Genomic DNA, 24400 nt, shown 5'->3' on the forward strand with positions numbered 1-24400 from the left:
CGTCACCGGATAGCCTCGTGCATAGCGAACCGTCGCCTCGGCGCCAAAGCTGGCCGCAAACTGCGGCACGAAATCGGCCAGTCGCTGTTCGATCTGGTCCTGCACGGCAAGATCGAGCGTCCGCACCGTCCCGGTGATCTTGGCAGTCTGGGAGATCACATTATCCGCCTCGCCGGCCTCCACCATCGTCACCGACAGCACGGCATTGGCGAGCGGGTCCACATTGCGCGACACGATCGATTGCAGCGCCACGATCATGTTCGCCGCCACCATGATCGGGTCGATCGTGGTCTGCGGCCGCGCCGCATGACCGCCCTTGCCGGTAATGTCGATATAGAACCGGTCCGTCGCTGCCATTATGCCGCCGGCGCGAATGCCGAAATGCCCCACTGGCATGCCCGGCCAGTTGTGCATGCCATAGAATTCGTCGATGCTGAAGCGCTCCACCAGTCCATCGGCCAGCATGGCCTTGCCGCCGGCGCCGCCTTCTTCCGCCGGCTGGAAGATCAGCGCGATCCGCCCGTCGAAATTGCGCGTCTCAGTGAGATATTTCGCTGCGCCCAGCAGCATGGCCGTATGCCCGTCATGCCCGCAGGCATGCATCTTGCCCGGCACGGTCGAGGCGTAGCCCTTGCCTGTCCGCTCGGTTACCGGCAGCGCATCCATGTCGGCGCGCAGGCCAATGGTCCGCCCGGTCGTGTTGGTCCGCCCGTTGATGATGCCGACGACGCCGGTGCGCCCGATCCCGGTCACCACCTCGTCGCAGCCGAATTCCCGCAGCTTCTGCTCGACCACCCCGGCCGTCCGCACCACGTCGTAGAGAATCTCCGGGTGTGCGTGGAAGTCCTGTCGCCAGCCGGCGATCTCCTGGTGAAACTCGGCAATGCGGTTGAGAACAGGCATATTGGGTCCGAAGCGGTCAATTCTGGGTCAGTGTCGCTGTCCCAATCGGTAAGGTCAACACTAGCATGGTTTTGTGTCGTGCAGGCATGCCCCTATGCCGCCAAAACCACGGAGCGGCACCTCCCCCTCGACGGGGGAGGTTGGGAGGGGGTGTTGAGAGCCACGGTATCGACTAAACACCCCCACCCTTGATCCCTCCCCGCAAGGGGGAGGGTGACGACTGAGAGTCCTGCGACCACAAAGCGAGAGGGTGCTCGCATCGCTTTTCCAACAATCCTCCCGTCCCTAGCCCAAATTTCCCCTGCCGCGGCTTGCCCGTGCTGGCCAATTTTGTAATGACACCGGCACCTTGCCGGAGCTGCCCATGAAAATCCTGGTCGCCATCAAGCGCGTCGTCGATCACAACGTCCGCATCCGGGTCCGTCCCGATGGCAGTGGCGTCGAGACCAGTGGGGTCCGCATGTCGATGAACCCCTTCTGCAAGCATGCCGTCGAAGCGGCGGTGCAGCTTTCCGAGGCCGGCCATGGCGACGAGATCGTCGTCGTCTCCATTGGCCCCAAGGCGGCCAACGATGTCATCCTCACCGCCCTCGCCATGGGCGCCCATCGCGGCATTCTCATCGAGACCGATGCCGAGCTCGAAACCCTCGCCCTCGCCAAGCTGCTGGCCAAGGTGGTTGCCGAAGAAAATCCCGACATCGTCCTCCTCGGCAAGCAGGCCGTCGACGATGACAGCAACCACGTCGGCCAGATGCTCGCCGCGCTGACCAATCGCCCGCAGGCCACTTTTGCGTCAGAGATCAAAGTGGTGGGGCAGGGGTTGGAAGTCACCCGCGAAGTCGATTCGGGCCGCGAGACGGTGGGCATTCCGCTCCCTTCCATCGTGACCGCCGACCTTCGCCTCAACACCCCACGCAACGCCGCGCTGCCCATGGTGATGAAGGCGCGCAGCAAGCCATTGGCCGTCCGCCCTGTCGCCGAATTCGGCGTCGACCTGACGCCCCGCCTCACGGTGGAGAAGATATCCCCGCCCGCCGAGCGTGTGGCAGGAAAGGCCGTGGGCTCAGTGTCTGAACTGGCCGCCTTCATCGCCACTGAAGTCTCCCAGATGGAGGCGCTGTGATGAGCGTCCTCGTTATTGCCGACCACGATCTCGGCGCCCTCGCACCCGCCACCGCCCGCGTCGTCCACGCGGTGAGCGAACTGGGGCCGATCGACCTGCTGGTCATCGGCGAAGACATCGAAAACGTCTCGGCCGAGGCTGCAAAGCTTGCCGGCGTCGCCAAGGTGCTGGTGGCCAAAGGCGTTTCCACGTCCGATGCCGATGCATCCGTCATCGCGGCACTGGCCGAACGTTATCATTATGTCGCCCAATCTGCCGGGAGTGTGGGTAAGGATCGAATGCCACGTGTAGCGGCCAAGCTCGATCTGATGCCCGTCACCGACGTCGTCAAAATCCTTGGCCCCACCCGTTTCGAGCGCCCGATCTATGCCGGTAACGCCGTCCAGACTGTCAGCGATGGCCAGGCCAAGCACGTCCTCACCATCCGCGCCTCTGCCTTCCGCGCAGCCGCAGGTGGCAATGATGCGCCGATTGAAACCATTGAAAATTCGGTGGCTTCCGTCGCCCGGCTGATCGCGTCGCACCGCACCGAAAGCGACACGCCCGATCTCGCCACCGCCCAGATCGTCGTCGGCGGCGGCATTGCCCTCGGCTCGGCCGAGAATTTCCAACTGATTGAATCCCTTGCCAAAAAGCTCGGCGCCGCCATCGGCGCCACCCGCGCCGCCGTCGACGCCGGCTACGCCCCCAATGATTGGCAGGTCGGCCAGACCGGCAAGATCATCGCACCCGATCTCTACATCGCCATCGGCATTTCCGGCGCCCTGCAACACCTCGCCGGCATCCAGGGCGCCAAGAAGATCGTCGCCATCAACACCGATCCCGAAGCCCCACTGGTCAAACTCGCCGACGTGGCGTTGATCGGCGATCTCTTCGAGGTCATTCCGCAATTGCTGGTGGAGTTGGATAAAGCTGGAGTTTCTCGCTGACACCGAGTGTGTGGCACCAAGTGTGCAACCGCCCCCGATTGCAAATTCTACGCCGCCGCCTATAACAACCCCGCCTCCCAACGGAACGACCCCAGACATGTTCGAGACCCTGACCAAGGCCCCCGGCGACAAGATCCTGGCGCTCATGGGCGAATACGCGGCCGACCCGCGCCCCACCAAGATCGACCTCGGCGTCGGCGTCTATAAGGACGAGCAGGGCACGACCCCGATCATGACCTCGGTCAAAAAGGCCGAGCAGAAGATCCTTTCGGCTGGCAAGACAAAGACTTACCTCGGCATTGCCGGCAACAAGGGCTATGGCGCTGCCGTGCTCGACCTGGCTCTGGCCGACAGCGTCGACCGCTCCCGCGTCCGCATCGCCCAGGCTCCGGGCGGAACCGGCTCGCTCTGGGTGTTGATGCAACTGGTCAATCGCGCCAAGCCCGGCGCCACCGTCTGGGTGTCCGATCCGACCTGGCCCAACCACAACCCGATCGCCGAAAATTCCGGTTTGACGGTCAGGACCTACCCCTATTTCGACACCGAAACCCGCGGCGTGAAGTTCGCCGAAATGCTGGCGACGCTGGACAAGCTGGGCAAGGACGACGTCGTGCTGCTGCATGGCTGCTGCCACAACCCCACCGGCGCCAACCTCACCAATGCCCAGTGGGACCAGGTCGCCGCCAGCCTCGCCCGCACCGGCGCGCTGCCCTTCATCGACCTGGCCTATCTCGGTTTCGGCGATGGCCTGCTCGAAGACGCCTATGGCACCCGCAAGGTGATTGCCTCGGTGCCCGAGGCGCTCATCGCCTTCTCGGGCTCGAAGAATTTCGGCCTCTACCGCGAGCGCGTCGGCGCCGCCATCCTCATCGCCCGTGACGCGGCCCAGGCCGATATCGCTCAGTCACAGCTGCTCAACATCATCCGCGGCGCCTATTCTCAGCCGCCCGATCACGGCGCCGAAATCATCCGCACCATCCTTGAGGATGCCGAGCTCCGCGCCGAGTGGGAAACCGAACTCAACGCCATGCGGGGCCGCATGATCCGCCTGCGCGAAAAGCTCAGCGAGGCCATCCGTCAGCGCAGCAATTCCAAGGATTTCGATTTCATTGCCGCCCATCGCGGCATGTTTTCGCTGCTTGGCCTGCCAAACGAGACGGTCGAACATTTAAAAGCCGCCAATGGTATCTATATGATTGGTGACAGTCGCATCAATGTCGCCGGCATCCCCGAAGATCGCGTCGGCGACCTGGCCGAAGCGATGCTCGCGGCAATCAAATAGCGCTCTTCATTCGGCTTGCGGCAAGGTTTTGTCGTGCTACACCTTGGCTAACCGGCCACGGCAGAACACATTTTTAGGAGGGAACCATGAAGTTCTTCGTCGACACTGCAGAAATCAAGGACATCAAGGAACTCTACGAAACGGGTCTCCTCGATGGCGTGACCACCAACCCTTCGCTGATCGCCAAGTCCGGCCGCGACTTCAAGGAAGTCGTCAAGGAAATCTGCTCGATCGTTCCCGGCCCGGTATCCGCCGAAGTCGCTTCGCTCGAATATGACGGCATGATCGCCGAGGGCACCGTGTTGGCAGCGCTGGCCGAAAACGTCGTGGTCAAGGTGCCGCTGACCCTCGCGGGCCTCAAGGCCACCAAGACCTTCAAGGAGCGCGGCATCAAGGTCAATGTCACGCTCTGCTTCTCGGCCAATCAGGCCCTGCTCGCCGCCAAGGTTGGCGCGACCTATATCTCGCCGTTCCTCGGACGCCTCGACGACATCAACCTCGATGGCGTCGAATTGATCGAGAACATCCGCCAGATCTACGACAACTACGCTTTCGACACCGAAATCCTGGCCGCTTCGATCCGCTCCCCCAATCACGTGACCCAGGTCGCGCTGGCCGGCGCCGATGTCGCCACCATCCCGGCCGACGTGATCCGCAAGCTGGCCAACCACCCGCTGACCAACGCGGGCATCGAGGGCTTCCTCAAGGACTGGAAGGCTACCGGCCAGTCGATCGTCTAGGTTTCTCCCTTCTCCCCTTGCGGGAGAAGCTGGCGCGCAGCGCCGGATGAGGGCCGCGCGATCTCTCAAGCAGCAAGGGTGAGGAGGCAAACTCCTCACCCGTCTCGGCCTGCGGCCGATCCACCCTCTCCCGCAACGGGAGAGGGGCGCCGGGGCCCGAAATACGAAAGCCGCCCATGGCCGATACTGAACTCGCCGCCGCCATCAAGTCCGCCCTTGCCGCCGTTGAAATCCCTGGCGGCGGGGACCTGGCCGGCTATGCGGGTCTTTCCGATATCATCGTCACCCCCGGCGCCGTGGCCTTCGCCATTGCCGTCGCCCCGGGCATGGAAGCCGCCTTCGGCCCCGCCCGCGAACAGGCCCAGCAGGTCGCGCAAAAGCTCGCCGGCCCCCGCAAGATCATGGTCTCGCTCACCGGCGGCAAGCCGCCGCCCAAGGCCGGCCCCACCTTCTCGCACGGCAAGCCGGTACCCGCCGGCAAGACCGCCGTTCCGGGCATCAAGCACATCATCGCCATCGGTTCCGGCAAGGGCGGCGTCGGCAAGTCCACCACGGCGGTCAATATCGCCCTGGCCCTCCAGGCCGAAGGTCTCCGGATCGGCATCCTCGACGCCGATCTCTATGGTCCCTCCATTCCCAAGCTGCTAGGCCTCGAAGGCCAGCCGGCCATTCGCGACGACGGCATCTTTTCGCCGCACGAGGCCTTTGGCCTCAAAGCCATGTCGATCGGCTCCATGCTGGTCAAGGACCAGGCCGTGGTGTGGCGCGGTCCGATGGCCACCTCGGCCCTCCGCCAGCTGTTGCGTGAGACCGATTGGGGCGAGCTCGATATTCTTGTTATCGACTTGCCGCCCGGCACCGGTGACATCCATATCTCGCTATTTCAGCAGGCCGAGCTCGATGGGGTGGTCGTCGTTTCCACCCCACAGGATCTGGCGTTGATCGACGCCAAGAAGGCCATCGATATGCTGCCCCGGTTCGGTGTGCCCATTCTGGGCCTGGTCGAAAACATGAGTTTCTTCATCGCTCCCGATACCGGCACCCGCTACGACATCTTTGGCTCTGGCGGGGCTGAGCGCGCTGCCGCTGACCTCGGTATGCCCTTCCTCGGCGCCATCCCGCTGGTCATCTCCATCCGTGAAGGCTCGGATGCCGGAGAGCCAGCGGTCGCCGCGGCCCCTGATGGCTCCGAAGCCGCGGCCTTCCGCGCCATTGCGCGGCAGATACTGGCAAATACGCCGCGCTTGCGAACGTAGCGTCAACCATTTGCAATCGATTGCATAAATCCTCTTCATCGGCTATCTGGCTGGCCGAACCACGGCAAATGCCGGCCAGAGGAGCCTTTATGTTCTCGATCGACCGCAACGACTTCGGTCCGGATTTCACCTTTGGCGTGGCCACTGCCGCCTACCAGATCGAGGGTGGCCAGCGCGATGGCCGCGGTCCGTCAATCTGGGATAGCTTCTCCGCCACCCCCGGCAATGTCCACAATGGCGATACGGGCATCAAGGCCTGCAACCACTACGAACTCTGGCCGCAGGATCTCGATCTGATCCGCGATGGCGGCTTTGACGGCTATCGGTTTTCCTTTGCATGGCCGCGCCTGATCCCCGAAGGCACCGGGGCCGTCAATCAGGCCGGCGTCGACTATTACGACCGCCTCGTCGACGGCATGCTCGAACGCGGCATCAAGCCCTACGCGACGCTCTACCATTGGGACCTGCCCTCGGCGCTGCAGGACAAGGGCGGCTGGATGAACCGCGACATCGCCGGCTGGTTCGGCGACTACGCGGCACTGATCGCCCAGAAATTCGGTGACCGGCTCACCGCCACGGCCACCATCAACGAGCCCTGGTGTGTCGCCTTCCTCAGCCATTATCTCGGCATCCACGCGCCGGGCTACCGCGACATGCGCGCCGCTGCGCGCGCCATGCATCATGTGCTCTTCGCCCACGGCACCGCCATCGATGCGCTGCGTGCCAATGGCGCGAAAAACCTGGGCATCGTACTGAACCTTGAAAAGTCCGAGGCCGCTTCCGACAAGCCCGAAGACCTTGCGGCAATGGACCTGGGCGATGCCCTGTTCAATCGCTGGTATCTGGGCGGCGTGCTCAAGGGCCAATATCCCGAAGTCGTCACCAACTGGCTCGGCGAGCATCTCCCCACCGGCTATCAGGACGACATGGCGGTCGTTTCCCGTCCGCTCGACTGGCTGGGCATCAACTACTACACCCGCGGCATCTACAAGGCTTCCGAAACACCCGGGAACCCCATCGAGCAGGTGAAGGGTCCGCTGGAGAAGACCGATATCGGCTGGGAAATCTACCCCAAGGGGCTCAGCGACCTGCTGGTCCGCGTCTCCAGCGAATATACCAAACTGCCGCTCTACGTGACCGAGAACGGCATGGCCGAGGTTGAGGGCAGTGACGATCCGCGCCGCGTCAAATATTACGAGGATCACCTCAAGGCGGTGCTCACCGCCCGCGCAGAGGGCGCCGATGTGCGCGGCTACTTCGCCTGGTCGCTGCTCGACAACTACGAATGGGCCGAAGGCTACAACAAGCGTTTCGGCATCGTTCATGTCGACTACGAGACCCAGCGGCGCACGCCCAAATCCAGCTATCACGCCTTCCAGGGCATGCTGCACAATACGCGCTGAGGCTGCCTTGCCTCGATCATAGGTGCGAGGTTAAGTGGCGGTCGGCCCAATAGGAAGAATTCATGACCGCCATTTCGCTGATGACCGAGCCCAAGGTCCCCGAGGAGCACGCCATCGATAGCGATTGGTGGCGCGGTGCGGTGATCTATCAGATCTATCCGCGCTCCTTCCAGGATCAGAACGGGGATGGCATCGGCGACCTCGTGGGCATCACCAGCCGCCTCGATTATGTCGCTGACCTGGGCGTCGACGCCATCTGGCTATCGCCGGTCTTCACCTCGCCGATGAAGGACTTCGGCTACGACGTGTCCGACTATCGCGGCATCGACCCCAGCTTCGGCACGCTCGAGGATTTCGACCGGCTGGTGCAGAAGGCTCATTCGCTGGGGCTGAAGGTCATTATCGACCAGGTGATTTCCCACTCGTCCGACAAGCATGCCTGGTTCGCCGAATCCCGGCAGAATCGCACCAATGCCCGCGCCGATTGGTATGTCTGGGCCGATCCCAGGCCCGATGGCACGCCGCCCAACAACTGGCTCTCCATTTTCGGCGGCTCGGCCTGGCATTGGGACAGCCGTCGCATGCAGTATTATCTGCACAACTTCCTGGTCGCCCAGCCCGATCTGAACTTCCACAATCCCGACGTGCAGGATGCTCTCCTGGGCGACATGCGCTTCTGGCTGGAGCGGGGCGTCGACGGCTTTCGCCTCGATACGGTGAACTTCTATTTTCATTCGACAGGGCTGGAATCCAATCCGGTGGTCAAGCCGGAGGACTTCAACGCCTCGACCGCCCCGGCGGTGAATCCCTACAATTTCCAGGAACACCTTTACGACAAGTCACGGCCTGAAAACCTAGATTTTCTCAAGCGCATCCGCGCCATGATGGATGAATATCCGGGCAAGACCACGGTCGGGGAAATCGGCGACAGCCAGCACCAGCTCGAAGTCATGGCGCAATACACCTCGGGCGACGAGCGCCTGCACATGGCCTATACCTTCGACTTCCTCGGCGGCGAATTCTCCGCCCCCCATTTCCGCAAGGCGATCGCCGCCGCTGAAGCGGCTGCCCCCGATGGCTGGATTTGTCTGGCCTTCTCAAATCACGACGTGGTGCGCCATGTCAGCCGTTGGGCCGTCCACGGGCAGGAGGATGCCTTCACCCGGCTGGCCGTGACGTTGCTCCTGGCCATGCGCGGCTCGGTCTGTCTCTATCAGGGCGAGGAACTGGGCCTCAAGGAGGCTGAACTGGCCTTCGAGGATCTGGTCGATCCCTACGGCATCGAGTTCTGGCCCCAGTTCAAGGGCCGCGACGGCTGCCGCACCCCCATGGTCTGGCAGGCGCATGCCGCCAATGGTGCCTTTTCTACCGCCAACCGCACCTGGTTGCCCGTACCGGCCGAACACCTCGTCCATGCTGTTGACACGCAGGACAAGGTCGATGGTTCGGTACTCGAATTCTACCGCGCGATGCTGCAGTTCCGGCGGGCCCATCCGACACTCGTCAAGGGCTCCATCAGGCTGCTCGACGCCCCGGGCAATGTCCTCGCTTTTGTTCGCGAGGCGGGCGCCGAGCGCCTGCTCTGCGTCTTCAATATGGGCGAAACGGCCACCGAATTCGTCGTTCCGGCCGATCTCGTACCTCATGATGCCGGCTGCCCCGGTGTCACTGCCGCCCCGATCGACGGCGAACTCGATCTCGAGCCGTTCGGGTCCTATATCGGCGTGCTCTAGCGCCGCGTCACGCGACTTGCGGCAGGCGCGCGGCCATCAGGTCGCGCGTCAGCCGATGCTGCGGATTGGCAAAGATCTGTTCCGGCTTGCCCTCCTCGACAATCCTGCCGGCTTCCATCACCAGCACCCGGTCGGCCATGGCATGCACCATGTCCAGGTCATGGCTGATGATGAGGTAGGTCAGCCCGAAATCGGCCTGCAATCGCGCCAGTAGCGCCAGCACCTCCCCACGCACCGACATATCCAGCGCCGACACCGGCTCATCGAGCACCAGCAGCTTGGGCCTCGTCACCAGCGCCCGGGCAATTGCCAGCCGCTGGCGCTGCCCGCCCGAGAATTCGTGCGGATAGCGTTCCAGCATGCTGCCATCGAGCCCGACCGCCTCGACCGACTCGACCAGCCGTTGCCGCACTGTCTCACGCGACAGGCCCGGCTCTAGGCGCAGCGGTTCGCCCAGCGAGTCCGCTATCGTCAGCCGCGGGTTGAAGCTGCCGAACGGATCCTGGAACACCAGCGATATATCGCGCCGCAGCGTCCTGGGCAGGTCGGATCCATGATAGGGCGTGCCGCCTAGCCGCAGTTCGCCGGCGGTGGCTGTATCGAGCCCGGCGATGATCTTGGCCAGCGTGGTCTTGCCACACCCGGACGGCCCGACCAGTGCCAGGCACTCCCCCGTGGCGATGGAAAAGCGTGCTGCATCCACTGCCCGCAGCGGCTTGTTCGCCCAGAACAGCGCTCCGCCCTGCCGGTAGTCGCGCACTATGCCGTCGACTTCGAGCAGGTTCGCTCCAAAGGCCGGGCGCTCCAGGGGCGGGAAATCAAACCGCGACGCGGCCACCAGCCTTTGCGTATAGGGCTGCTTCGGCGCCGAGAAGACGCTCATGGCCTGACCCGCCTCGACCAGCCGGCCCTTGTGCATCACCGCCACCCGCGTGCACAGCGCCGCCACTGCCTTGAGGTCGTGGCTGATGAACAGCAGCGTCATCTGCCGCCGCGCGCAGATATCGGCGATCAGGTCGAGCACCTTGCGCTGGGTGATGAGGTCGAGCGCCGATGTCGGCTCGTCGGCGATCAAGAGGTCCGGTCGGCTCGCCAGCGCCATGGCGATCATCACACGCTGCCGCTGCCCGCCGGACAACTGATGCGGGAAGCGGTCGCCGTGGCGAAGTTCCAGCCCGACTTCCTCGAGCAGATAGGGAACTTCGATCTGCGCCGTGCCATGGGCAATGTTGAGCCGGATAGCCTCTTCGATTTGGTCGGTTACCCGCATCAGCGGGTTAAGCGCCGTCATCGGTTCCTGGAACACCATGCCGATGCGCTCGCCGCGCAGCCGCGCCATCGCACGCTCTGCGCGGGGCAGGGGTTCCCCGTCCAGCGTAATGGTTCCCCCCATCACGGCGTCGTCGGGCAGCAGGCCGGAAATGGCCAGCGTCGTCAGCGTTTTTCCCGATCCGCTTTCCCCGACAATGCCGAACCGCTCCCCGCGCTGCAGCGAGAAGCTCACGTCGGAGACGACTTCGGTGTTTCCGAAACGCACGGAGAGGCCCGAAACTTCAAGCAAGGACATTGGGATTCCCTTGCCGGAGCCGGGGGTCGATAGCGTCGCGCAGGCCATCGCCCGCGATATTGAGCGCTATGACGATGAGCACGATAACCAGCCCCGGCACCAGCGTCAGCCAGGGGTGGATCAGGAACATCCCCTGCGCGTCGCGCAGCATCAGCCCCAGGCTCGTCGCCGGTGGTTGGGTGCCCAGCCCGATATAGGAGAGGCCCGCTTCGGCCAGGATGCCGAGCGACATCTGTATGGTGCCTTGCACGATAAGCAGGCTCATGATGTTGGGCAGTAGGTGCCGCCAGGCAATCATTGCATTGCCCAGCCCGGCCAGCCGCCCCGCCGCGACAAAGTCGAGCGTGGCAATGCTGAGCGCCCCGCCGCGCGCCACCCGCGCGAATACCGGGATATTGAAAATGCCGATGGCCACGATGGCGTTGACCGCGCCGGGTCCGATCAGCGTGGTGATGAGGATCGCCACGATGACCGCCGGGAAGGCGAAGACGAAGTCGGTCAGGCGCAGCACCAGCCATTCGATCGCACCGCCCCAGGCGGCAGCGGCCAGTCCCAGCGGCACACCGACGCCGACGCCGATGGCAACGGCGATGGTCGCGACGAGAAAGCTCGTCCAGGCGCCGGACATGACCAGCGAGGCCATGTCCCGGCCCAGATTGTCCGTGCCCAGCCAGTGCTCGGCGCCGGGCGCCAGAAAGCGGCGCGTAATGTTGATCTGTTCGATGGGGAAGGGCGTCCACACCAGCGACAACAGTCCGATGGCGACAAAGACCAGCGTGGCGACCAGTCCGATGAAAAGGCTTGGATGGGACCATAGCCGCTTCATGGCGCGCTCCTTTCGCGGAGGCGCGGGTCGACCAGCGCATAGGCGAGATCGGTCGCCAGCATGGTGGCTGTCACCGTCACGATGAGAATGATGGTCGCGCCGCGGACCAGGATCAGGTCGCGCTCGGAAATGGCGGTGAAGATCAGCCGGCCGAGACCCGGAAGGTAGAACACGTTTTCCACGATGATGGTGCCGGCCACCAGATAGGCAAATTGCAGCCCGAGGATCGTCAGCACCGGCAGCAGCGCATTGCGCACCCCATGCCGCCACACAGCCTCGCCCATCGTCAGCCCCTTGGCGCGCGCGGTGCGGATATAGTCCTGGCTGGTCACATCGACCAGCGCCGTCCGCATCACCCGCGCCAGGATCGAGGCCTGTGGCAGCGCCAGCGCCAAGCTGGGCAGGATCAGCCCGCGCAATGCCGCATTGGCGTCTTCGTCCCACGGGGTAAAGCCGCCTGGCGGCAGCCAGCGCAGCGCCACCGCGAACAGCAGTGTCAGCAGCATGCCGAACCAGAAATTGGGAATGGCGATGCCGGTCTGCGCCAGCACCATGACAATGGTATCGAGCGGCTTGCCGCGCCGCCGTGCTGCCAAGATGCCCAGTGGCAACCCCACCACCACCGAAATCACCATGGCCATGACCGATAGCGGCAGCGTCACGCCGAGCCGCCCCCAGATCAGCTCTGCAACGGGTGCGCGCTGCGTGTAGGACATGCCGAAATCGCCCTGCAGCATGCCCCAGATCCAGCCGAAGAACCGCGCATGGGCCGGCGCGTCCAACCCCATCTGGGCCCGCAATCTGGCCACCGAGTCCGGCGTGGCATTGATGCCGAGGATGAACTGCGCCGGATCCCCTGGCAGCAGGTCGAGCAGCCAGAAGATGACCAGCGCCGCCACCAGCAGCGTCGCGGCAAATCCGAGAAAGCGGCGGAGGGCGAAGAGGATCACCGATGGGGCAAGGGCCGGCCGCCCCCCCTCCCGGCCTCCCCCACAAGGGGGGAGGTGAAGGTCTGTGCTTGGCTAATAAACGTGCCCCAATCACCGCGCGGCACCTCCCCCCTTGTGGGGGAGGCCGGGAGGGGGGTACTCACACGCTCGAAACTTGGGACGTCACTCCACCCACTTGATATCCCGCAGCACCAGCCCCTCGATGGGCGAGTTCTGCCACATGCCGGTGAGCTTGGCGTTCCACACGCCGGTCTGCGCCAGTTCGAACAGATACCCGTTGACCGCGTCATTCGCGAGGATGGTCTGCGCCTGAACCGCAAGTTCCTTGCGCTTGGCGTCGTCGGTCGTGCCATTGAGGGTCTCGATCAGCGCCTGGAACTCGGGGTTGTCATAGCCGAAGTAGTAGTCGGGGTTGGCATAGTTGCCAATGTCGAACGGCTCGACATGGCTCACTATGGTCAGGTCATAGTCCTTGTTGGCATAGACATCTTCTAGCCACTGGGCCCATTCCACGTTGATCAGTTCGAGCTTGATGCCCACTTCGGCAAACTGGCTGGCGATGATCTGTCCCGACAGGCGCGCATAGGCGAGCGGGGGCATCTTCAGCGTAACGCTGAACCCGTCCGGCAAGCCGGCTTCTGCCAGCAGCGCCTTGGCTGCGTCCACGTCATGCGGGTATGTGCCGGTCAGGTCGACATAATAGGGGTTGTGCGGCGCGAAATGGCTGCCGATCGGCACGCCATAGCCATAGGTGGCGCCATCGATGATTGCCTGCCGGTCGAGCGCATGGGCCATGGCCTGGCGCACCTTGATGTTGTCGAAGGGCGGCTTGGTATTGTTGGTCGAAAGGATCGTCTCGCCTTCTGTCGTGCCGACCAGCACCTGGAACTGCGGATTGGCCTCGAACACTTCCAGCGCTTCCTGGCCAAAATTATTGGTGCCATCGATATCGCCGGCGAGCAGCGCATTGATCATCGTCGCCGTATCGCCGATGAATACATAGGTGGCCTTGGTCAGGCTCACCGGCTCGCCCCAATAGGGACCATAGGCTTCGAGCACAACCCGGCTGCCCTTGTCCCACTGCAGGAAGGCAAAGGGGCCGGTGCCGATCGGCTCATTGGCATTGTTGTCGGCGCTTTCCGGCGCGACGATCACCGCGTCGCCGCGGCCTAGGTCGAACAGGAAGTTGCCGACGACCCGGCTGAGCTTGAGCTCGATCGTCAGCGGGTCGATCACCGTCACGCTTTCGATCGGCTCGTAGAATTCCTTGTGCGCGCTGACGCTGTCTTCCGCCAGGATGCGGTCGAAGGTGAACTTGACGTCCTCGGCATCGAACGTGCTGCCGTCGTGGAAGGTCACCCCGTCATGCAGCTTGAACGTATAGGTCAGGCTGTCCTCGGAAATGGTCCAGGATTCCGCCAGGCCCGGCTGCACCGCGCCATTCTGGTCGACGCGGGTCAGGCCCTCGAAGATGTTCTGGTAGACGACGATGTCGATAGCTTCGGCCGCCCCGGCAGTCGGATCGAGCGCCGGTGGCTCCAGCGCCACGCCGATGCGCACTTCGGTCGGCTGCGCCAGCGCCAGGCCGCCCGCCGCCGTCGTCAGCACCAATGCCAGCCCCAGAGCCTTGATTGTCCTGTTCATCCTCATTCCCCGCGCTTCGCGCATTCCGCGCTCTTGGTGGCATCATATAGGGGACCGCCACTAACATGGCAGCGTGCCGGCCCGTTATACTTTCCTACGGTCGCCCAGTCGCGTAGCAAGAATCACCGGGATGAGGCCAGCCAGCACGATGAACAGCGCCGGCAGCGCCGCCTGGGCAAAAAGCCCGACATTTGCGCGCATATAAACCAGTGTCGCCAGCGTATCGATCCCCAGCGGTCGCAGCAGCAGCGTCGCCGGCAATTCCTTGACGATCTCGACGAAGACCAGCGTCGCCGCGCTCAGGATCGCCGGCATCAGCGTCGGCAGGTCGATCCTGAACAGCAGGCCCAGCCCGCTCACGCCCAGCACCCGTCCGGCATCCAGCATGGAGTCGCCGCGCTTCGTCATCGCCGCGTCGATGCTCGAATGGCTGACCGCCAGGAACCGGATCGCATAGACATAGAGCAGCGCCGCCATAGAGCCGCTGAGGATCAGCCCCGGCCGCCAGTCCAGCAGCGCCATGGTCAGCCGGTTGAACCACAGGTCGAACTGCCCCAGCGGCTGCAGCAGCCCTAAAGCCAGCACCGTGCCGGGAATGGCGTAGCCCAGCGTCGCCAGCCGGATCGCTCCCCGACCACCGGCGCCGGCTCGCCGTGCCAGCTTGGCCGCCACCACGCCCATAACCACCGTGATGAGCGCTCCCAGACTCGCCAGCGTCACGGTCGGCACCAGCGCCGCCATCGTCATGGCGATGGTCTCCGGCAGTACGATGCGAAACGCCAGATAGGCCAACTGCCCCACCGGAATGCCGAACCCCAGCGCCAGCAGCGCCAGGCAGAAGCCGAGTGCGGCCCACCGCCGCCCGCCCTGCAGAAGCTCGCGCGCCGGTGGCACCCGGCTGTCGCGATGGGCCAGATAGACCCGGTCGCGCCGCGCGCGCTGCTCGGCCGCGATCAACAGGCCTATGACCAGCACCACGGTCACCGCCAGTTGCGCCGCCCCGCCGAAGTCGGAGCGGTTGATCCAGGTCGAATAAATGATGGCGGTGATGGCGTTGATGCCGAAATATTGCACCGCGCCAAGGTCGTTGACGACCTCCATCATCGCCAGCGTTACCCCCACTACCAGCGCCGGTCGTGATAGTGGCAGCGTCACCGCGAAGAATGTCCGCATTCCGCCGGCGCCCAGCGTGCGCGCCGCGATATTGAGGCTTGCCGACTGCATCAGGAAGAATGCCCGGCAGGCGACATAGACATAGGGGTAAAGCACGCTCGACAGCACGATCACCGCGCCCCAGTCGCTCCGGATATCGGGAAACCAGTAATCACGCAGCGTCTGCGCGCCGCTGATGCTGCGTACCATCGTCTGGACCGGACCCGGAAAGCCGAGGAATTCGACATAGCTATAGGCGGCCAGATAGGTCGGCACCGCCAGCGGCAGCACCAGCGCCCAATCGAACAGGCGCCGCAGCGGAAATTCGTAATGCGTCACCAGCCAGGCGGCGATCAGCCCGACGCAACCCGTGACCACGCCAACCGACACCATCAGCAGGGCGGTTTCCCGCAGGGCCGTCGGCAGCATGGTAGCAGTCAGCCCGCTGCTGCCCCCGACGGCGAGCATCGCCGCCCAGCCAAGCCACAGGATCGGCAGCCCCATCAAGGCCGCCAGCAAAAACGCAACGACCGGCAAAGCGAATGCCTTGCCGGTCTGTTTGGTCATCAGTGCAGGTCTAGCCGTCAAACAACCACCCTGAGTGTTGGAGCATGCGATCCTAGTTCTGCGCACCTTCGTTGAACTTCAGCTCATCGACAAGCGCGGCGGCTTCGGCGCGGTGTGCGGCGACCTCCACCAGCGGCGTATCCACAGCCTTCAGCGTACCCCAGCTCAGCGTCAGCTCGGCAGGCTGTACCGACGGCACCACCGGGAATTCATAGTTGGTGTCGGCATAGATCTGCTGGGCTTCGTCCGACAGCAGGAAGGCGATCAGCGCATTGGCATTCTCGGCATTCGGCGCATACCTGGCGATGAACCCGCCGGCAACATTGACCTGGGTGCCTTCGCCATCAGCGTCCGGATAGATGATACGGGCGGAAGCGGCCCAGTCCTTCTGCTCCGGCTCGGCCTCGTTGTTGAGCATCGCGCCCATGTAATAGGTGTTGGTGATCGACAAATCGCAGGTGCCAGCCAGGATGTTCTTGACGCCTTCGCGGTCGCCGCCGGTCGGCGCATAGGCGAGGTTGTCGCGCACGGCGGTCAGCCAGGTGCGGGTCTCGTCCAGGCCGTGTTCAGCGATCCGCTGTGCAATAAGCCCGATATTATAGGCATGGTCGCCCGGGCGGGTGCACAGGCGCCCCTTCCACTCGGGGCCAGTGATGTCTTCATAGGTGAGGGCCGTGGCATCGACGCGGTCCTTGGACACGTAGAACACGCGGGCGCGCAGCGACAGCGCGGTCCAGTTGTCATCGTCGTCGCGGAAGGCCTCCGGCACGCGCTCTTCCAGCACCGGGGTCGTGATCGGCTGGGTCAGGCCCTGCTCCTCGGCACCCACCAGGTTGCCGATATCGACAGTCAGCACCACGTCGGCGGGCGACAGTTCACCTTCGGCGGCAACGCGTTCCAGCAGGCCATCGCCGGCATAGAGCACATTGGCCTTGATACCGGTCTCTTCGCTGAACTTGTCCAGCAGCGGCTGCAGCAGGCTCTGCTCGCGATAGCTGTAGATGTTCACTTCGCCGCTCTGGGCGAAAGCCGGTGCGGCAATGCCGATCAGGGCAACTGAACCGAGCAGGGCGAGCGCAAGGCGCGAGGTCGTGGTCATGTGTCTACTCCATTAGGCGAGGTCAAGGTCCCGCTGCAATGGCGCCTTCTCCTCAATCGGTGCGCAGGAGTCAATAATGTTCAGCAAAATCAATAGCTTGAAGTCTAGAACCATTCAAAAGAGAACGGACTTATGCAAGCGAAATCAGTCGATTAGCTGATTATAAAAATCCACTTATTTTCGACTGCGGCAGAGCGGCGCATGGGGCCGCGCGTCATTCCGCGACGTCGGGTGTCACGCGCTCGACCAGGTCGGCCGGCACGATCAGCGAGAACAGCATGCCCTGTTCACCGGCCGGGTCGACCGAGAGGGAAAAGGCGTTGACCGCCAGCAGCGACCGCGTCAGCGCCAGCCCGATGCTGGAGCGGACCGGCACCATCGCCCGTCCATCGCGGCCTGTGCCGTCGCGGAACACCACGAAGCGCTCGGCCATGTCGACGGCATTGGTCGAGCTGTCGCGCACATGGATGGCGATGCCGCCGTCATCCTCGCGCTGCGCCGAGATCACCACCCCGCCACCGCTCGGTGTCTGGTCGATGGCGCTGGCCAGCAGGTTCAGCACCGCCTGCGCCAGCGAGGCGCGGTCCGCGGTGACGCGGGGCAGGCTCTCCGAAATGGCATTGCGCACGATCACGCGGGCCCCGCTGGCCTGCTTGCGGATGCGGACGACGCAGGTTTCCAAGAGGCTGGTCAGGTCGATGCTGGTGCGCTGCGGCAGGTAACGGCCATCGCGCAGCCGCGAATAGTCGTCGAGCTCGTCCACCAGCGCGGCGATCTCCTGACCCGCCGTGGTGATGTCCTGCGCATAGCTTTCGTAGCGGTCGTTTTCCAGCGCGCCAAAGGCTTCGGAGCGGATCAGGTCGGCAAAGCCGATAATGGTGTTGAGCGGTCGGCGCACGCCGCGGCTGATCCGCGCCAGTAGCGCAGGATCAGCCTCCGAAGGGGCCGCGAGCCGCGCCGGAGCCGCCGCTTCGCGTGCCCGCACAAACCCGAAATAGCCGGTGATCACGCCCGCCTGGCCCTGGGCAAACAACACGATCTCGGCGTTGCCCGACAGCGAGCGCAGGCTCAGGCTGGGACGCTCCGTCTCGGCAAAGCGTGCCGGGCGTTCCAGGAAATCCCGCAGGCTCGCCACGTCAGCGCCGGAAACCAGCGTCGACAGTGCCTTGCCCTCGAGCATGCCCTCGACATTGAGCAAGCCGGCACTGCGCGGCGTAATGGCGCTGATCACCCCGGAGCGGGTCGCCTCGAAGAACCCGTCGCCGCGCACATCGGCGAAGGCCTGGGCAAAGGCCGTGACTGCGGCCTCGTGCCCGGTGCGGACCTCGGTCGTGCTGGCCGACAGCATCAGGGCAGGGCGGCCCTGCCAGGAAATCGACTGCAGTCGCGCCGTCACCGGCACCAGCGTACCGTCTCGCTGCACCAGATGGTTCACCGGACCGGCGCCCTCTTCACCCTCGGCGCCCACCGCGGGGAATACCGCCCCAAGGCCTGCCGCGCGCAAATTTTCCACCGAATCGTAGCCCACCATTTCGGTGATCGCCCGATTGGCGAACAGAACCTGCTGGTCGCGGAACACCAATATGCCCAGCGGCAGCCGGTTGAGCACCAGCGTTTCCCCGCCCAGGTTGATCAGCGCTCCCGTGCGGGCTGGCTCCTCGAGCTTTTTCGGCGGCTGCACCACCGGCTCCGGCTCGCCCACGCGATCGGTGAGGATGCGCGCCAGCTCGTCGAAATTGTAGCGTGACACGCGCTCCACGGCCTCGGCGTCCTCGGCCGGCCTGGGCGCCAGTTCGTCCAGCGCCTCGGTCATGTGCCGCACGTCATCGTCGGTCGCGTCATCCTCGGCCGGCAGCGTCGCGGGCTCATCGGCGCCGCCATCCAGCGCGGCGAGATCGCCAAGATCGGCCTCGGCATCGGTCAATTCCGCGGTCGGCGTTTCCAGCTCGACTTCGTCCGGCACAAAGCCTCGCCCGGTGACCTTGAACAGGCCGCCCGCGTCCGGCGCCACTTGCGGCTGCGGAGGAGCGTCGTCGGCATCGTTGAGTGGCGTAAACAGCGCATCGTCTGCCGCCAGCCGGTCCACCAACTGGCTGAGCCGGCTGACCGTCGGCGCCTCTGCTTCTGTTTCGTCAGCGGATTCGGCCTCCGCGTCGGTCTGCGCTTCGGGACCGCCGCTGGCCGGCGTCTCGTCCAACGTCTCTTGCTCAGCGACCGGCTCGCTATCGGCAGGGTCTGGTGCCGCCGCGCCGTCTTGCTCGGCCTCGCGCCAGTTCTCCAGCTCCTGAGCATAGGCATTCTCATCCGACACGATGGGCATTGCCACCGCTTCATCGGCTGGCGCTGCGTCGTCGCCCTCGGCCAGCGCGTCCTGCGCGGCCAGGAAGTCCGCATCGGCTGCCGCAGGCGCACCGACCGTCTCGGCATCGACCGCTACATGATCAGTCGATTCTTCCGGCTCGCGCTCAGCCGCGTTGGTCCCGCTATCGGCAGCCGCCAGAATCTCCGGCGCAATCGGGTCCACGCCCACCACCAGCAGCACAGCCTGCCCGTCCTGCCACGGCAGCGGCGTTGTGGCGCAGGTGGCTGAGGCCGGCCTTTCCCCCGCGATGAACTGGATGCGCGCCAGGCTCGTCCGTCCGGGCGAACCCAGCCTTATATTGCGCGCGATCTGCCCTTTGATCGGCACGGCCGGCGGCGCCAGCTTCAGCCCGTGTTTCTTGAGCTTGCCCAGGAACAGCGGCGCGGCGTCGTTCTGCCACAGCAGCACCTGGCCGTCCTGCGACCAGAGCCACGCCGGCCGCGGGTCCCCGGCATGCTGCAGCACGCGGCGGGCGCTTGGCGATGTGATCCAGTCGGCATCCATATACGATTAATGTCTCCGTCCCCGATGCGGTGGCATTCGTGCCATTCCGGCACAATTGCAGCGGGAAGCTTAAGGTTTCTTCAATATAGGCTGCAGCCGGCAGGGTCCAGTGCGGCGCTGTGGCCGAGCCTTTCCTTCGGGCGGGATGGTTAAGTCGCCCATGAGCTTGCCCCGTCAGCCGCAGGCAAAATCGGTGCTTGTCATCCTAGATTTCTCGACCTATGTTCCGCCCGCTTTCGGGACGAGCGTTTCGCCATCCCTCGCAGAGCATTTGCCGCCTTAGCTCAGTTGGTTAGAGCGCTAGATTGTGGATCTAGAGGTCCCCCGTTCAATCCGGGGAGGCGGTACCATTCTCCTCGATAATGACATCACTGTGCCAGTCGCAAAGCGGATAGCTCGTTCGCGATGGACTCGAACGTAGCTTTGAGGTCGCTGGACAGAGCTGGAAAGCGCGCGCGGTCCGGTGTGGAAGCACAGTTGGTCAGCATCGCCTGCACCACGGCCGGCGTACTCTGGCTCACGGAGTCGGTTGCCAGACCGATCGTATAGACGGTGATGTCGGTGCCCGGTGCCTTGGCATTGGCACAGGTCTGCGCAGTGCGGGTATTCATCTCGGCCACTAGGCTGGCGTTAGTGACCCCTATCGCACCGGTATTGCTGGGGCCAGCAAGCTTGCCAAGGCGCTCGACGGTCCCGGCGCTGGTCGATGCCGCCTTGTTGTTCTGCGAATTGTAGGGGAAGCCGTAGGCCGTGTTGTAACACTTCCCGTTGAGGTCCCGCATGGTCTGATTGCAGTGATTTGACAGGTTGTAATCGGTGTTCTCGCCGTCAGTCATGATGATCATGACCTTGCTGGTGGCCTCGTTATAAGGGCCGCCCTCATCGAACGGTTCACCTGGGGAGAGCACTCGGAAACCCCACACGGCGCCTTGATGGATGTTAGTGCCACCTTCGGCCCGCATGTCATCAATGGTCGAAATCACTGAGGCCGGATCGCTCGTCAGCGGCAGTACCGACGTGCGCGTGCAGTCGGCATTGGGGCCACGGGAGAAGCCGGTTGACCCCACACCCGCATAATACTTGCAGAGGCGCTCCTGCCGCTCACGGAGCGACAGGCCTAGCGGGACGAAGCTGTAGCAATATCCGTTTCTGGTCTGCAGCGTCGTCGTACCGTCCCAGTTCGTCGTATAGGTCGGATTGCGGCACGCACAGCTCGGAGGCAGGTTCCCGTAGAATGCGTTTGGATAGAGGGCGTTGCTAACAAAGTCGATCGGCGACGTGGAGAGAACGGCACCCTCTTTCAAGCGTGGGTTGCCCCAGGATGCCCATGAACCCGAACGCGTGCGTTCTTCTTCGATATCGCAACGCGTGGTGCCTTGGGCCGGACGGTCGCAAATAGCGGGACTGTCATAGATTTCCGTGCCGCTGATATAGCTGTTGTTGATAATGGCACTGCCATTGATGTAGTTGTTGCCCCCCGTGCCGTAGGCCAGGTCGGGCGAGAACAAGGGCACGAATAGGGTATCGCCAGCTGTGGGCGCAGTGTCGTCGGTATCGAGATATTCCTCGGGCCGCGTTCCGGTCTTGGCATGCGGCCGCGCCTCCACGCAACCGCGCCAGGCCTCGCCGGTTGCAGCGAACAATGTTTGGCGGGTAGGAAAACTGTAGTTCGGGGCGGAGAGCACGAGGCGCTCTTCGTCGTCGTCATTGTCGAAGTTGTCGAAGTGGATCGATGACGCAGCGGTCCGGTCGATCCAGCTTTCATTGGCGTTGGCAGCGCCGACATTGACGAACATCGTGAAGGGCACGATGCCGATCCGCACATCCTCCACCAGCTCCGCATCACCGGTGGGCACGCAGGTCTGATCGTTGCCAGCAGCGGTCTCGGTCTTGGTATACATCAGGATATAGGTGGCGCATTTGGCGGCATCCACCAGGCGCGTCATCCGGTTCTCGTTCTGCATCGAGCCGGAATTATCGAGCACCATGACAATTTCCAGCGCCAGCTTTTTGCGCGTCGCCTCGGACTGGATTTGAGCGGTCATGGATTGCACGCCCACCAGGCTCACGAAGATCGTCGGCACGGTCACTTCGGCGGAGAAGAACAGCGAGCCCTCGTCGACGTTGATAACTGGCGCCTTGATCGATGCCGCGATGCGGGCGTCGCCGATGCGGTCCACCATGAGCTCCTCGGCCCGCAAGCGGATCTCCTCCGGCGTCAGGTTATCCTCAAATATCTCCGGCTGCAGTGCCAGGGCCGCCGCGTCGAGCGCGATCTGGGCCCGGTTCCGCGCCTGTTCCAGCGATACATAGTCGACCACCGCGCCACCCAGGGCGATCAGCACGATCGCCATCAGGCCGAACATCACCGCGAAAACGCCGCGCTCGTCACGTCCGAAACGCGAAACCAGGGAGAGGAAGCGATGCATGACGCGGGCACCCATAGGTTGTCTGCCCCAGTGCGGAGCGTCCCGATCCTCGTGGAAATTCCTTATTAAAGGACCACTACCTTGCTATTTAGTTTTACGCGTCCATAGAGATCGATCACGTCAGCATTGGTCATGCGGATGCAGCCCGAGGACACATTCTGCCCGATGCTCCAGGGCTCGGTCGTGCCGTGGATACGATAGAGCGTCGAGCCAATGTAAAGCGCCCGTGCGCCCAGCGGATTGTCCGGCCCGCCGCTCATGTGGCGGGGCAGATCCGGCCGGCGACGCAGCATTTCGGCGGGCGGCGTCCAGCTCGGCCATTCTGCCTTGCGAGTCACCCTGTGCGTACCGCTCCATTCAAAGCCCGTCTTTGCCACGCCGATGCCATAGCGCAGCGCCCGCCCGTCCCCGAGCACGAAATAGAGAAAATGCGCCCGCGTATCGACCACGATGGTGCCGCTGCGCTCACCGGTCGGATATTGCACCACCTGGCGCAGATAGACCGGATTGACCTGTGTATTGGCCTGCAACTGCAATGCGTGCCGCGGCTTGCCCTGAACGATGGTGACGCCCGGCGGTGGCGCGAAACGCCAGCCCTGCTGCAGCCCCTGTGCCGATGCCGGCAGCAGGCTCGATAGTCCAATCAGCAGCGCCAGCAGTCCCTTGCCGGCCGTCTTCATCCCGATCATGGCAGTTTCCACATTTCCTGCCGGCCAATGCCGGCTTGGCCGCAAGAGTGCCGCACAAGGGCCAATATGCGGTGAATCGGCATGGTTAAGCCATTGATCCCTATGATGGTTAGCGGAAAGCTAAGCCCCGGGTCCAAACCGGATTCCAATCGCACCAGCGTCGGTTTATGGAATCTGCAGCGTGAAGGAGCCTGCCTATGTCGAGTGAGTCGGTCCCCGACGGTCTGCCCCGCTGCCCCTGGGCCGGCGACGATCCGCTCTATCGCCACTATCACGACCGCGAATGGGGTCGGCCGGTCACTAGCGACACGCGCCTGTTCGAGAAGATCTGCCTCGAAGGCTTCCAGTCGGGCCTCTCCTGGATCACCATTCTGCGCAAGCGCGAGCGTTTCCGCGAGGTCTTCCACGGCTTCGACATCCCCAGCGTCGCCGCCATGACCGAGACTGATATCGAGCGCCTGCTGCTCGATACCGGCATCATCCGCCATCGCGGCAAGATCGCCGCCACCATCAACAACGCCAAGCGCGCTCTCGAACTGCAGCAGGAATTCGGTTCGCTCGCCGCCTATTTCTGGCGCTTCGAGACCCGCCCAGAACATCGCCCCGACGATCTCAGTTGGGACGCGCTACGCCTCCTCGCCCAGACCGACGCCTCCCGCGCCCTCAGCAAGGACCTACGCAAGCGCGGCTTCAACTTCGTCGGCCCCACCACCTGCTATGCCTTCATGCAGGCCATGGGCCTGGTCAACGACCACGCCGAAACCTGCTTCTGCCGCGACGAAGTCGAAGTCGAACGCAACGCACTGGTCCGGCCGCGCTAGAACTGGCCTCCTCGCAACCTGTTGCGATTGCGCAACAATGCGGGCTGCCTGCGTCATCCCGCCACATCTATTCTTGCGGATCACGGAATCGCGAGCTAGAAGCGGCCTGTCCACTAACGCCAACCCGAGGGAGGCAGCTACATGACAGTAGTATTCGAACGCCACCACCAGGGTCCTACCATGCGACATCTCGGCCGAGCCTGAAGCTCCGCCGCCTGCGTCGCCCGGCTCTCCAGCCGTGGACACTTTCCTAGCCACCAGACCGTGATGTGCTGAAACCGGGTCGCTTCGCGCCCCCGATTCCATCCCATCTCAAACCCCAACAGAGGCCGGTTCGCGTCTTGGCGCGCCCGGAAACCATCATGACCTATGAAAGCCTTCCCGAGGGCAGCGTCGTTCTGCGCCTCGAATTCTCCATCGC

18 protein-coding genes and 1 tRNA gene are annotated in these 24400 nt (G+C 63.9%); 9 read left to right on the forward strand and 10 right to left on the reverse strand.

Annotated features, from left to right (window positions below):
• Positions 1-903: amidohydrolase (locus V6M52_RS00180; protein ID WP_332698161.1), on the reverse strand; the 903-nt coding region annotated here is incomplete at its 3' end.
• 364 nt (positions 904-1267) lie between these two features.
• Between V6M52_RS00180 and V6M52_RS00185 the strand changes: the two genes are divergently transcribed.
• From V6M52_RS00185 to bglA, 7 genes are all read left to right on the forward strand, one after another.
• Complete coding sequence (locus V6M52_RS00185; protein WP_332698164.1) at positions 1268-2026, forward strand: electron transfer flavoprotein subunit beta/FixA family protein; 759 nt, start codon at positions 1268-1270, stop codon at positions 2024-2026.
• Complete coding sequence (locus V6M52_RS00190; protein WP_332698167.1) at positions 2026-2955, forward strand: electron transfer flavoprotein subunit alpha/FixB family protein; 930 nt, start codon at positions 2026-2028, stop codon at positions 2953-2955. Before V6M52_RS00185 ends, V6M52_RS00190 begins: the two co-directional genes overlap by 1 nt.
• Positions 2956-3052: 97 nt before the next feature.
• Positions 3053-4237 carry an amino acid aminotransferase gene (locus V6M52_RS00195; protein WP_332692404.1) on the forward strand — a complete coding sequence of 395 codons (1185 nt, stop codon included), beginning with the start codon at positions 3053-3055 and terminating at the stop codon, positions 4235-4237.
• A gap of 86 nt (positions 4238-4323) precedes the next feature.
• Positions 4324-4977: a fructose-6-phosphate aldolase gene (gene fsa / locus V6M52_RS00200; RefSeq protein ID WP_332692408.1), complete on the forward strand. Its 654-nt coding sequence runs from the start codon at positions 4324-4326 to the stop codon at positions 4975-4977.
• A 176-nt stretch (positions 4978-5153) separates the two neighbouring features.
• Positions 5154-6233, forward strand: a complete 1080-nt coding sequence (locus V6M52_RS00205) for an Mrp/NBP35 family ATP-binding protein (protein ID WP_332698170.1) — start codon at positions 5154-5156, stop codon at positions 6231-6233.
• A gap of 89 nt (positions 6234-6322) precedes the next feature.
• Positions 6323-7636, forward strand: coding sequence for a GH1 family beta-glucosidase (locus tag V6M52_RS00210; protein WP_332698173.1), 1314 nt, complete (start codon positions 6323-6325; stop codon positions 7634-7636).
• A 62-nt stretch (positions 7637-7698) separates the two neighbouring features.
• Complete coding sequence (bglA, locus tag V6M52_RS00215) at positions 7699-9369, forward strand: beta-galactosidase BglA (RefSeq protein ID WP_332698176.1); 1671 nt, start codon at positions 7699-7701, stop codon at positions 9367-9369.
• A gap of 7 nt (positions 9370-9376) precedes the next feature.
• Here the strand turns inward: bglA and V6M52_RS00220 are convergent, their stop codons facing one another.
• The 7 genes from V6M52_RS00220 to V6M52_RS00250 all read right to left on the reverse strand — a co-directional run bounded on the left by V6M52_RS00220 (position 9377) and on the right by V6M52_RS00250 (position 20040).
• A complete protein-coding gene (locus tag V6M52_RS00220) occupies positions 9377-10936 on the reverse strand; it encodes an ABC transporter ATP-binding protein (protein ID WP_332698179.1) in 1560 nt (519 codons plus the stop codon).
• Positions 10923-11762 (reverse strand): ABC transporter permease, encoded by an 840-nt coding sequence (locus V6M52_RS00225; protein WP_332692422.1) that lies wholly within the window; start codon positions 11760-11762, stop codon positions 10923-10925. The genes V6M52_RS00220 and V6M52_RS00225 overlap by 14 nt, the downstream gene beginning before the upstream one ends.
• Positions 11759-12712: an ABC transporter permease gene (locus V6M52_RS00230; protein ID WP_332692425.1), complete on the reverse strand. Its 954-nt coding sequence runs from the start codon at positions 12710-12712 to the stop codon at positions 11759-11761. The genes V6M52_RS00225 and V6M52_RS00230 overlap by 4 nt, the downstream gene beginning before the upstream one ends.
• A gap of 162 nt (positions 12713-12874) precedes the next feature.
• The gene (locus V6M52_RS00235) at positions 12875-14362 is read right to left on the reverse strand and encodes an ABC transporter substrate-binding protein (protein WP_442881791.1); all 1488 of its coding nucleotides are present in this window, start codon (positions 14360-14362) and stop codon (positions 12875-12877) included.
• A 78-nt stretch (positions 14363-14440) separates the two neighbouring features.
• On the reverse strand, positions 14441-16075 hold the full coding sequence (locus V6M52_RS00240) for an ABC transporter permease (protein WP_332692431.1): 1635 nt from the start codon (positions 16073-16075) through the stop codon (positions 14441-14443).
• 52 nt (positions 16076-16127) lie between these two features.
• On the reverse strand, positions 16128-17174 hold the full coding sequence (locus V6M52_RS00245) for an extracellular solute-binding protein (RefSeq protein ID WP_332692434.1): 1047 nt from the start codon (positions 17172-17174) through the stop codon (positions 16128-16130).
• A 214-nt stretch (positions 17175-17388) separates the two neighbouring features.
• Positions 17389-20040 carry a sensor histidine kinase gene (locus V6M52_RS00250; RefSeq protein ID WP_332698185.1) on the reverse strand — a complete coding sequence of 884 codons (2652 nt, stop codon included), beginning with the start codon at positions 20038-20040 and terminating at the stop codon, positions 17389-17391.
• A 273-nt stretch (positions 20041-20313) separates the two neighbouring features.
• Here V6M52_RS00250 and V6M52_RS00255 point away from each other — a divergent pair.
• Positions 20314-20390, forward strand: a tRNA-His gene (locus V6M52_RS00255).
• Between the two features lie 18 nt (positions 20391-20408).
• On the opposite strand, the gene V6M52_RS00260 is transcribed toward V6M52_RS00255, so the two are convergent.
• Entirely contained in the window at positions 20409-22469 is a 2061-nt protein-coding gene (locus V6M52_RS00260; RefSeq protein ID WP_332698188.1) for a TadE/TadG family type IV pilus assembly protein, read from the reverse strand.
• 65 nt (positions 22470-22534) lie between these two features.
• Positions 22535-23158: a L,D-transpeptidase gene (locus tag V6M52_RS00265; protein WP_332692443.1), complete on the reverse strand. Its 624-nt coding sequence runs from the start codon at positions 23156-23158 to the stop codon at positions 22535-22537.
• A 197-nt stretch (positions 23159-23355) separates the two neighbouring features.
• On the opposite strand from V6M52_RS00265, the gene V6M52_RS00270 reads away from it, so the two are divergent.
• Positions 23356-23979 carry a DNA-3-methyladenine glycosylase I gene (locus V6M52_RS00270; RefSeq protein ID WP_332692445.1) on the forward strand — a complete coding sequence of 208 codons (624 nt, stop codon included), beginning with the start codon at positions 23356-23358 and terminating at the stop codon, positions 23977-23979.
• Positions 23980-24400 lie beyond the last annotated feature (421 nt).

This window comes from Devosia sp., from assembly GCF_036676215.1.
Classification (GTDB): domain Bacteria; phylum Pseudomonadota; class Alphaproteobacteria; order Rhizobiales; family Devosiaceae; genus Devosia.

Coding starts and splice junctions, on each gene's coding strand:
- V6M52_RS00210 (WP_332698173.1), top strand. CDS start 6,323: ATGTTCTCGATCGACCGCAACGACTTCGGTCCGGATTTCACCTTTGGC.
- V6M52_RS00185 (WP_332698164.1), top strand. CDS start 1,268: ATGAAAATCCTGGTCGCCATCAAGCGCGTCGTCGATCACAACGTCCGC.
- bglA (WP_332698176.1), top strand. CDS start 7,699: ATGACCGCCATTTCGCTGATGACCGAGCCCAAGGTCCCCGAGGAGCAC.
- V6M52_RS00235 (WP_442881791.1), bottom strand. CDS start 14,362: ATGAGGATGAACAGGACAATCAAGGCTCTGGGGCTGGCATTGGTGCTG.
- V6M52_RS00220 (WP_332698179.1), bottom strand. CDS start 10,936: ATGTCCTTGCTTGAAGTTTCGGGCCTCTCCGTGCGTTTCGGAAACACC.
- V6M52_RS00250 (WP_332698185.1), bottom strand. CDS start 20,040: ATGGATGCCGACTGGATCACATCGCCAAGCGCCCGCCGCGTGCTGCAG.
- V6M52_RS00265 (WP_332692443.1), bottom strand. CDS start 23,158: ATGATCGGGATGAAGACGGCCGGCAAGGGACTGCTGGCGCTGCTGATT.
- V6M52_RS00205 (WP_332698170.1), top strand. CDS start 5,154: ATGGCCGATACTGAACTCGCCGCCGCCATCAAGTCCGCCCTTGCCGCC.
- V6M52_RS00260 (WP_332698188.1), bottom strand. CDS start 22,469: ATGCATCGCTTCCTCTCCCTGGTTTCGCGTTTCGGACGTGACGAGCGC.
- V6M52_RS00245 (WP_332692434.1), bottom strand. CDS start 17,174: ATGACCACGACCTCGCGCCTTGCGCTCGCCCTGCTCGGTTCAGTTGCC.
- V6M52_RS00225 (WP_332692422.1), bottom strand. CDS start 11,762: ATGAAGCGGCTATGGTCCCATCCAAGCCTTTTCATCGGACTGGTCGCC.
- V6M52_RS00195 (WP_332692404.1), top strand. CDS start 3,053: ATGTTCGAGACCCTGACCAAGGCCCCCGGCGACAAGATCCTGGCGCTC.
- V6M52_RS00270 (WP_332692445.1), top strand. CDS start 23,356: ATGTCGAGTGAGTCGGTCCCCGACGGTCTGCCCCGCTGCCCCTGGGCC.
- fsa (WP_332692408.1), top strand. CDS start 4,324: ATGAAGTTCTTCGTCGACACTGCAGAAATCAAGGACATCAAGGAACTC.
- V6M52_RS00190 (WP_332698167.1), top strand. CDS start 2,026: ATGAGCGTCCTCGTTATTGCCGACCACGATCTCGGCGCCCTCGCACCC.
- V6M52_RS00240 (WP_332692431.1), bottom strand. CDS start 16,075: ATGACCAAACAGACCGGCAAGGCATTCGCTTTGCCGGTCGTTGCGTTT.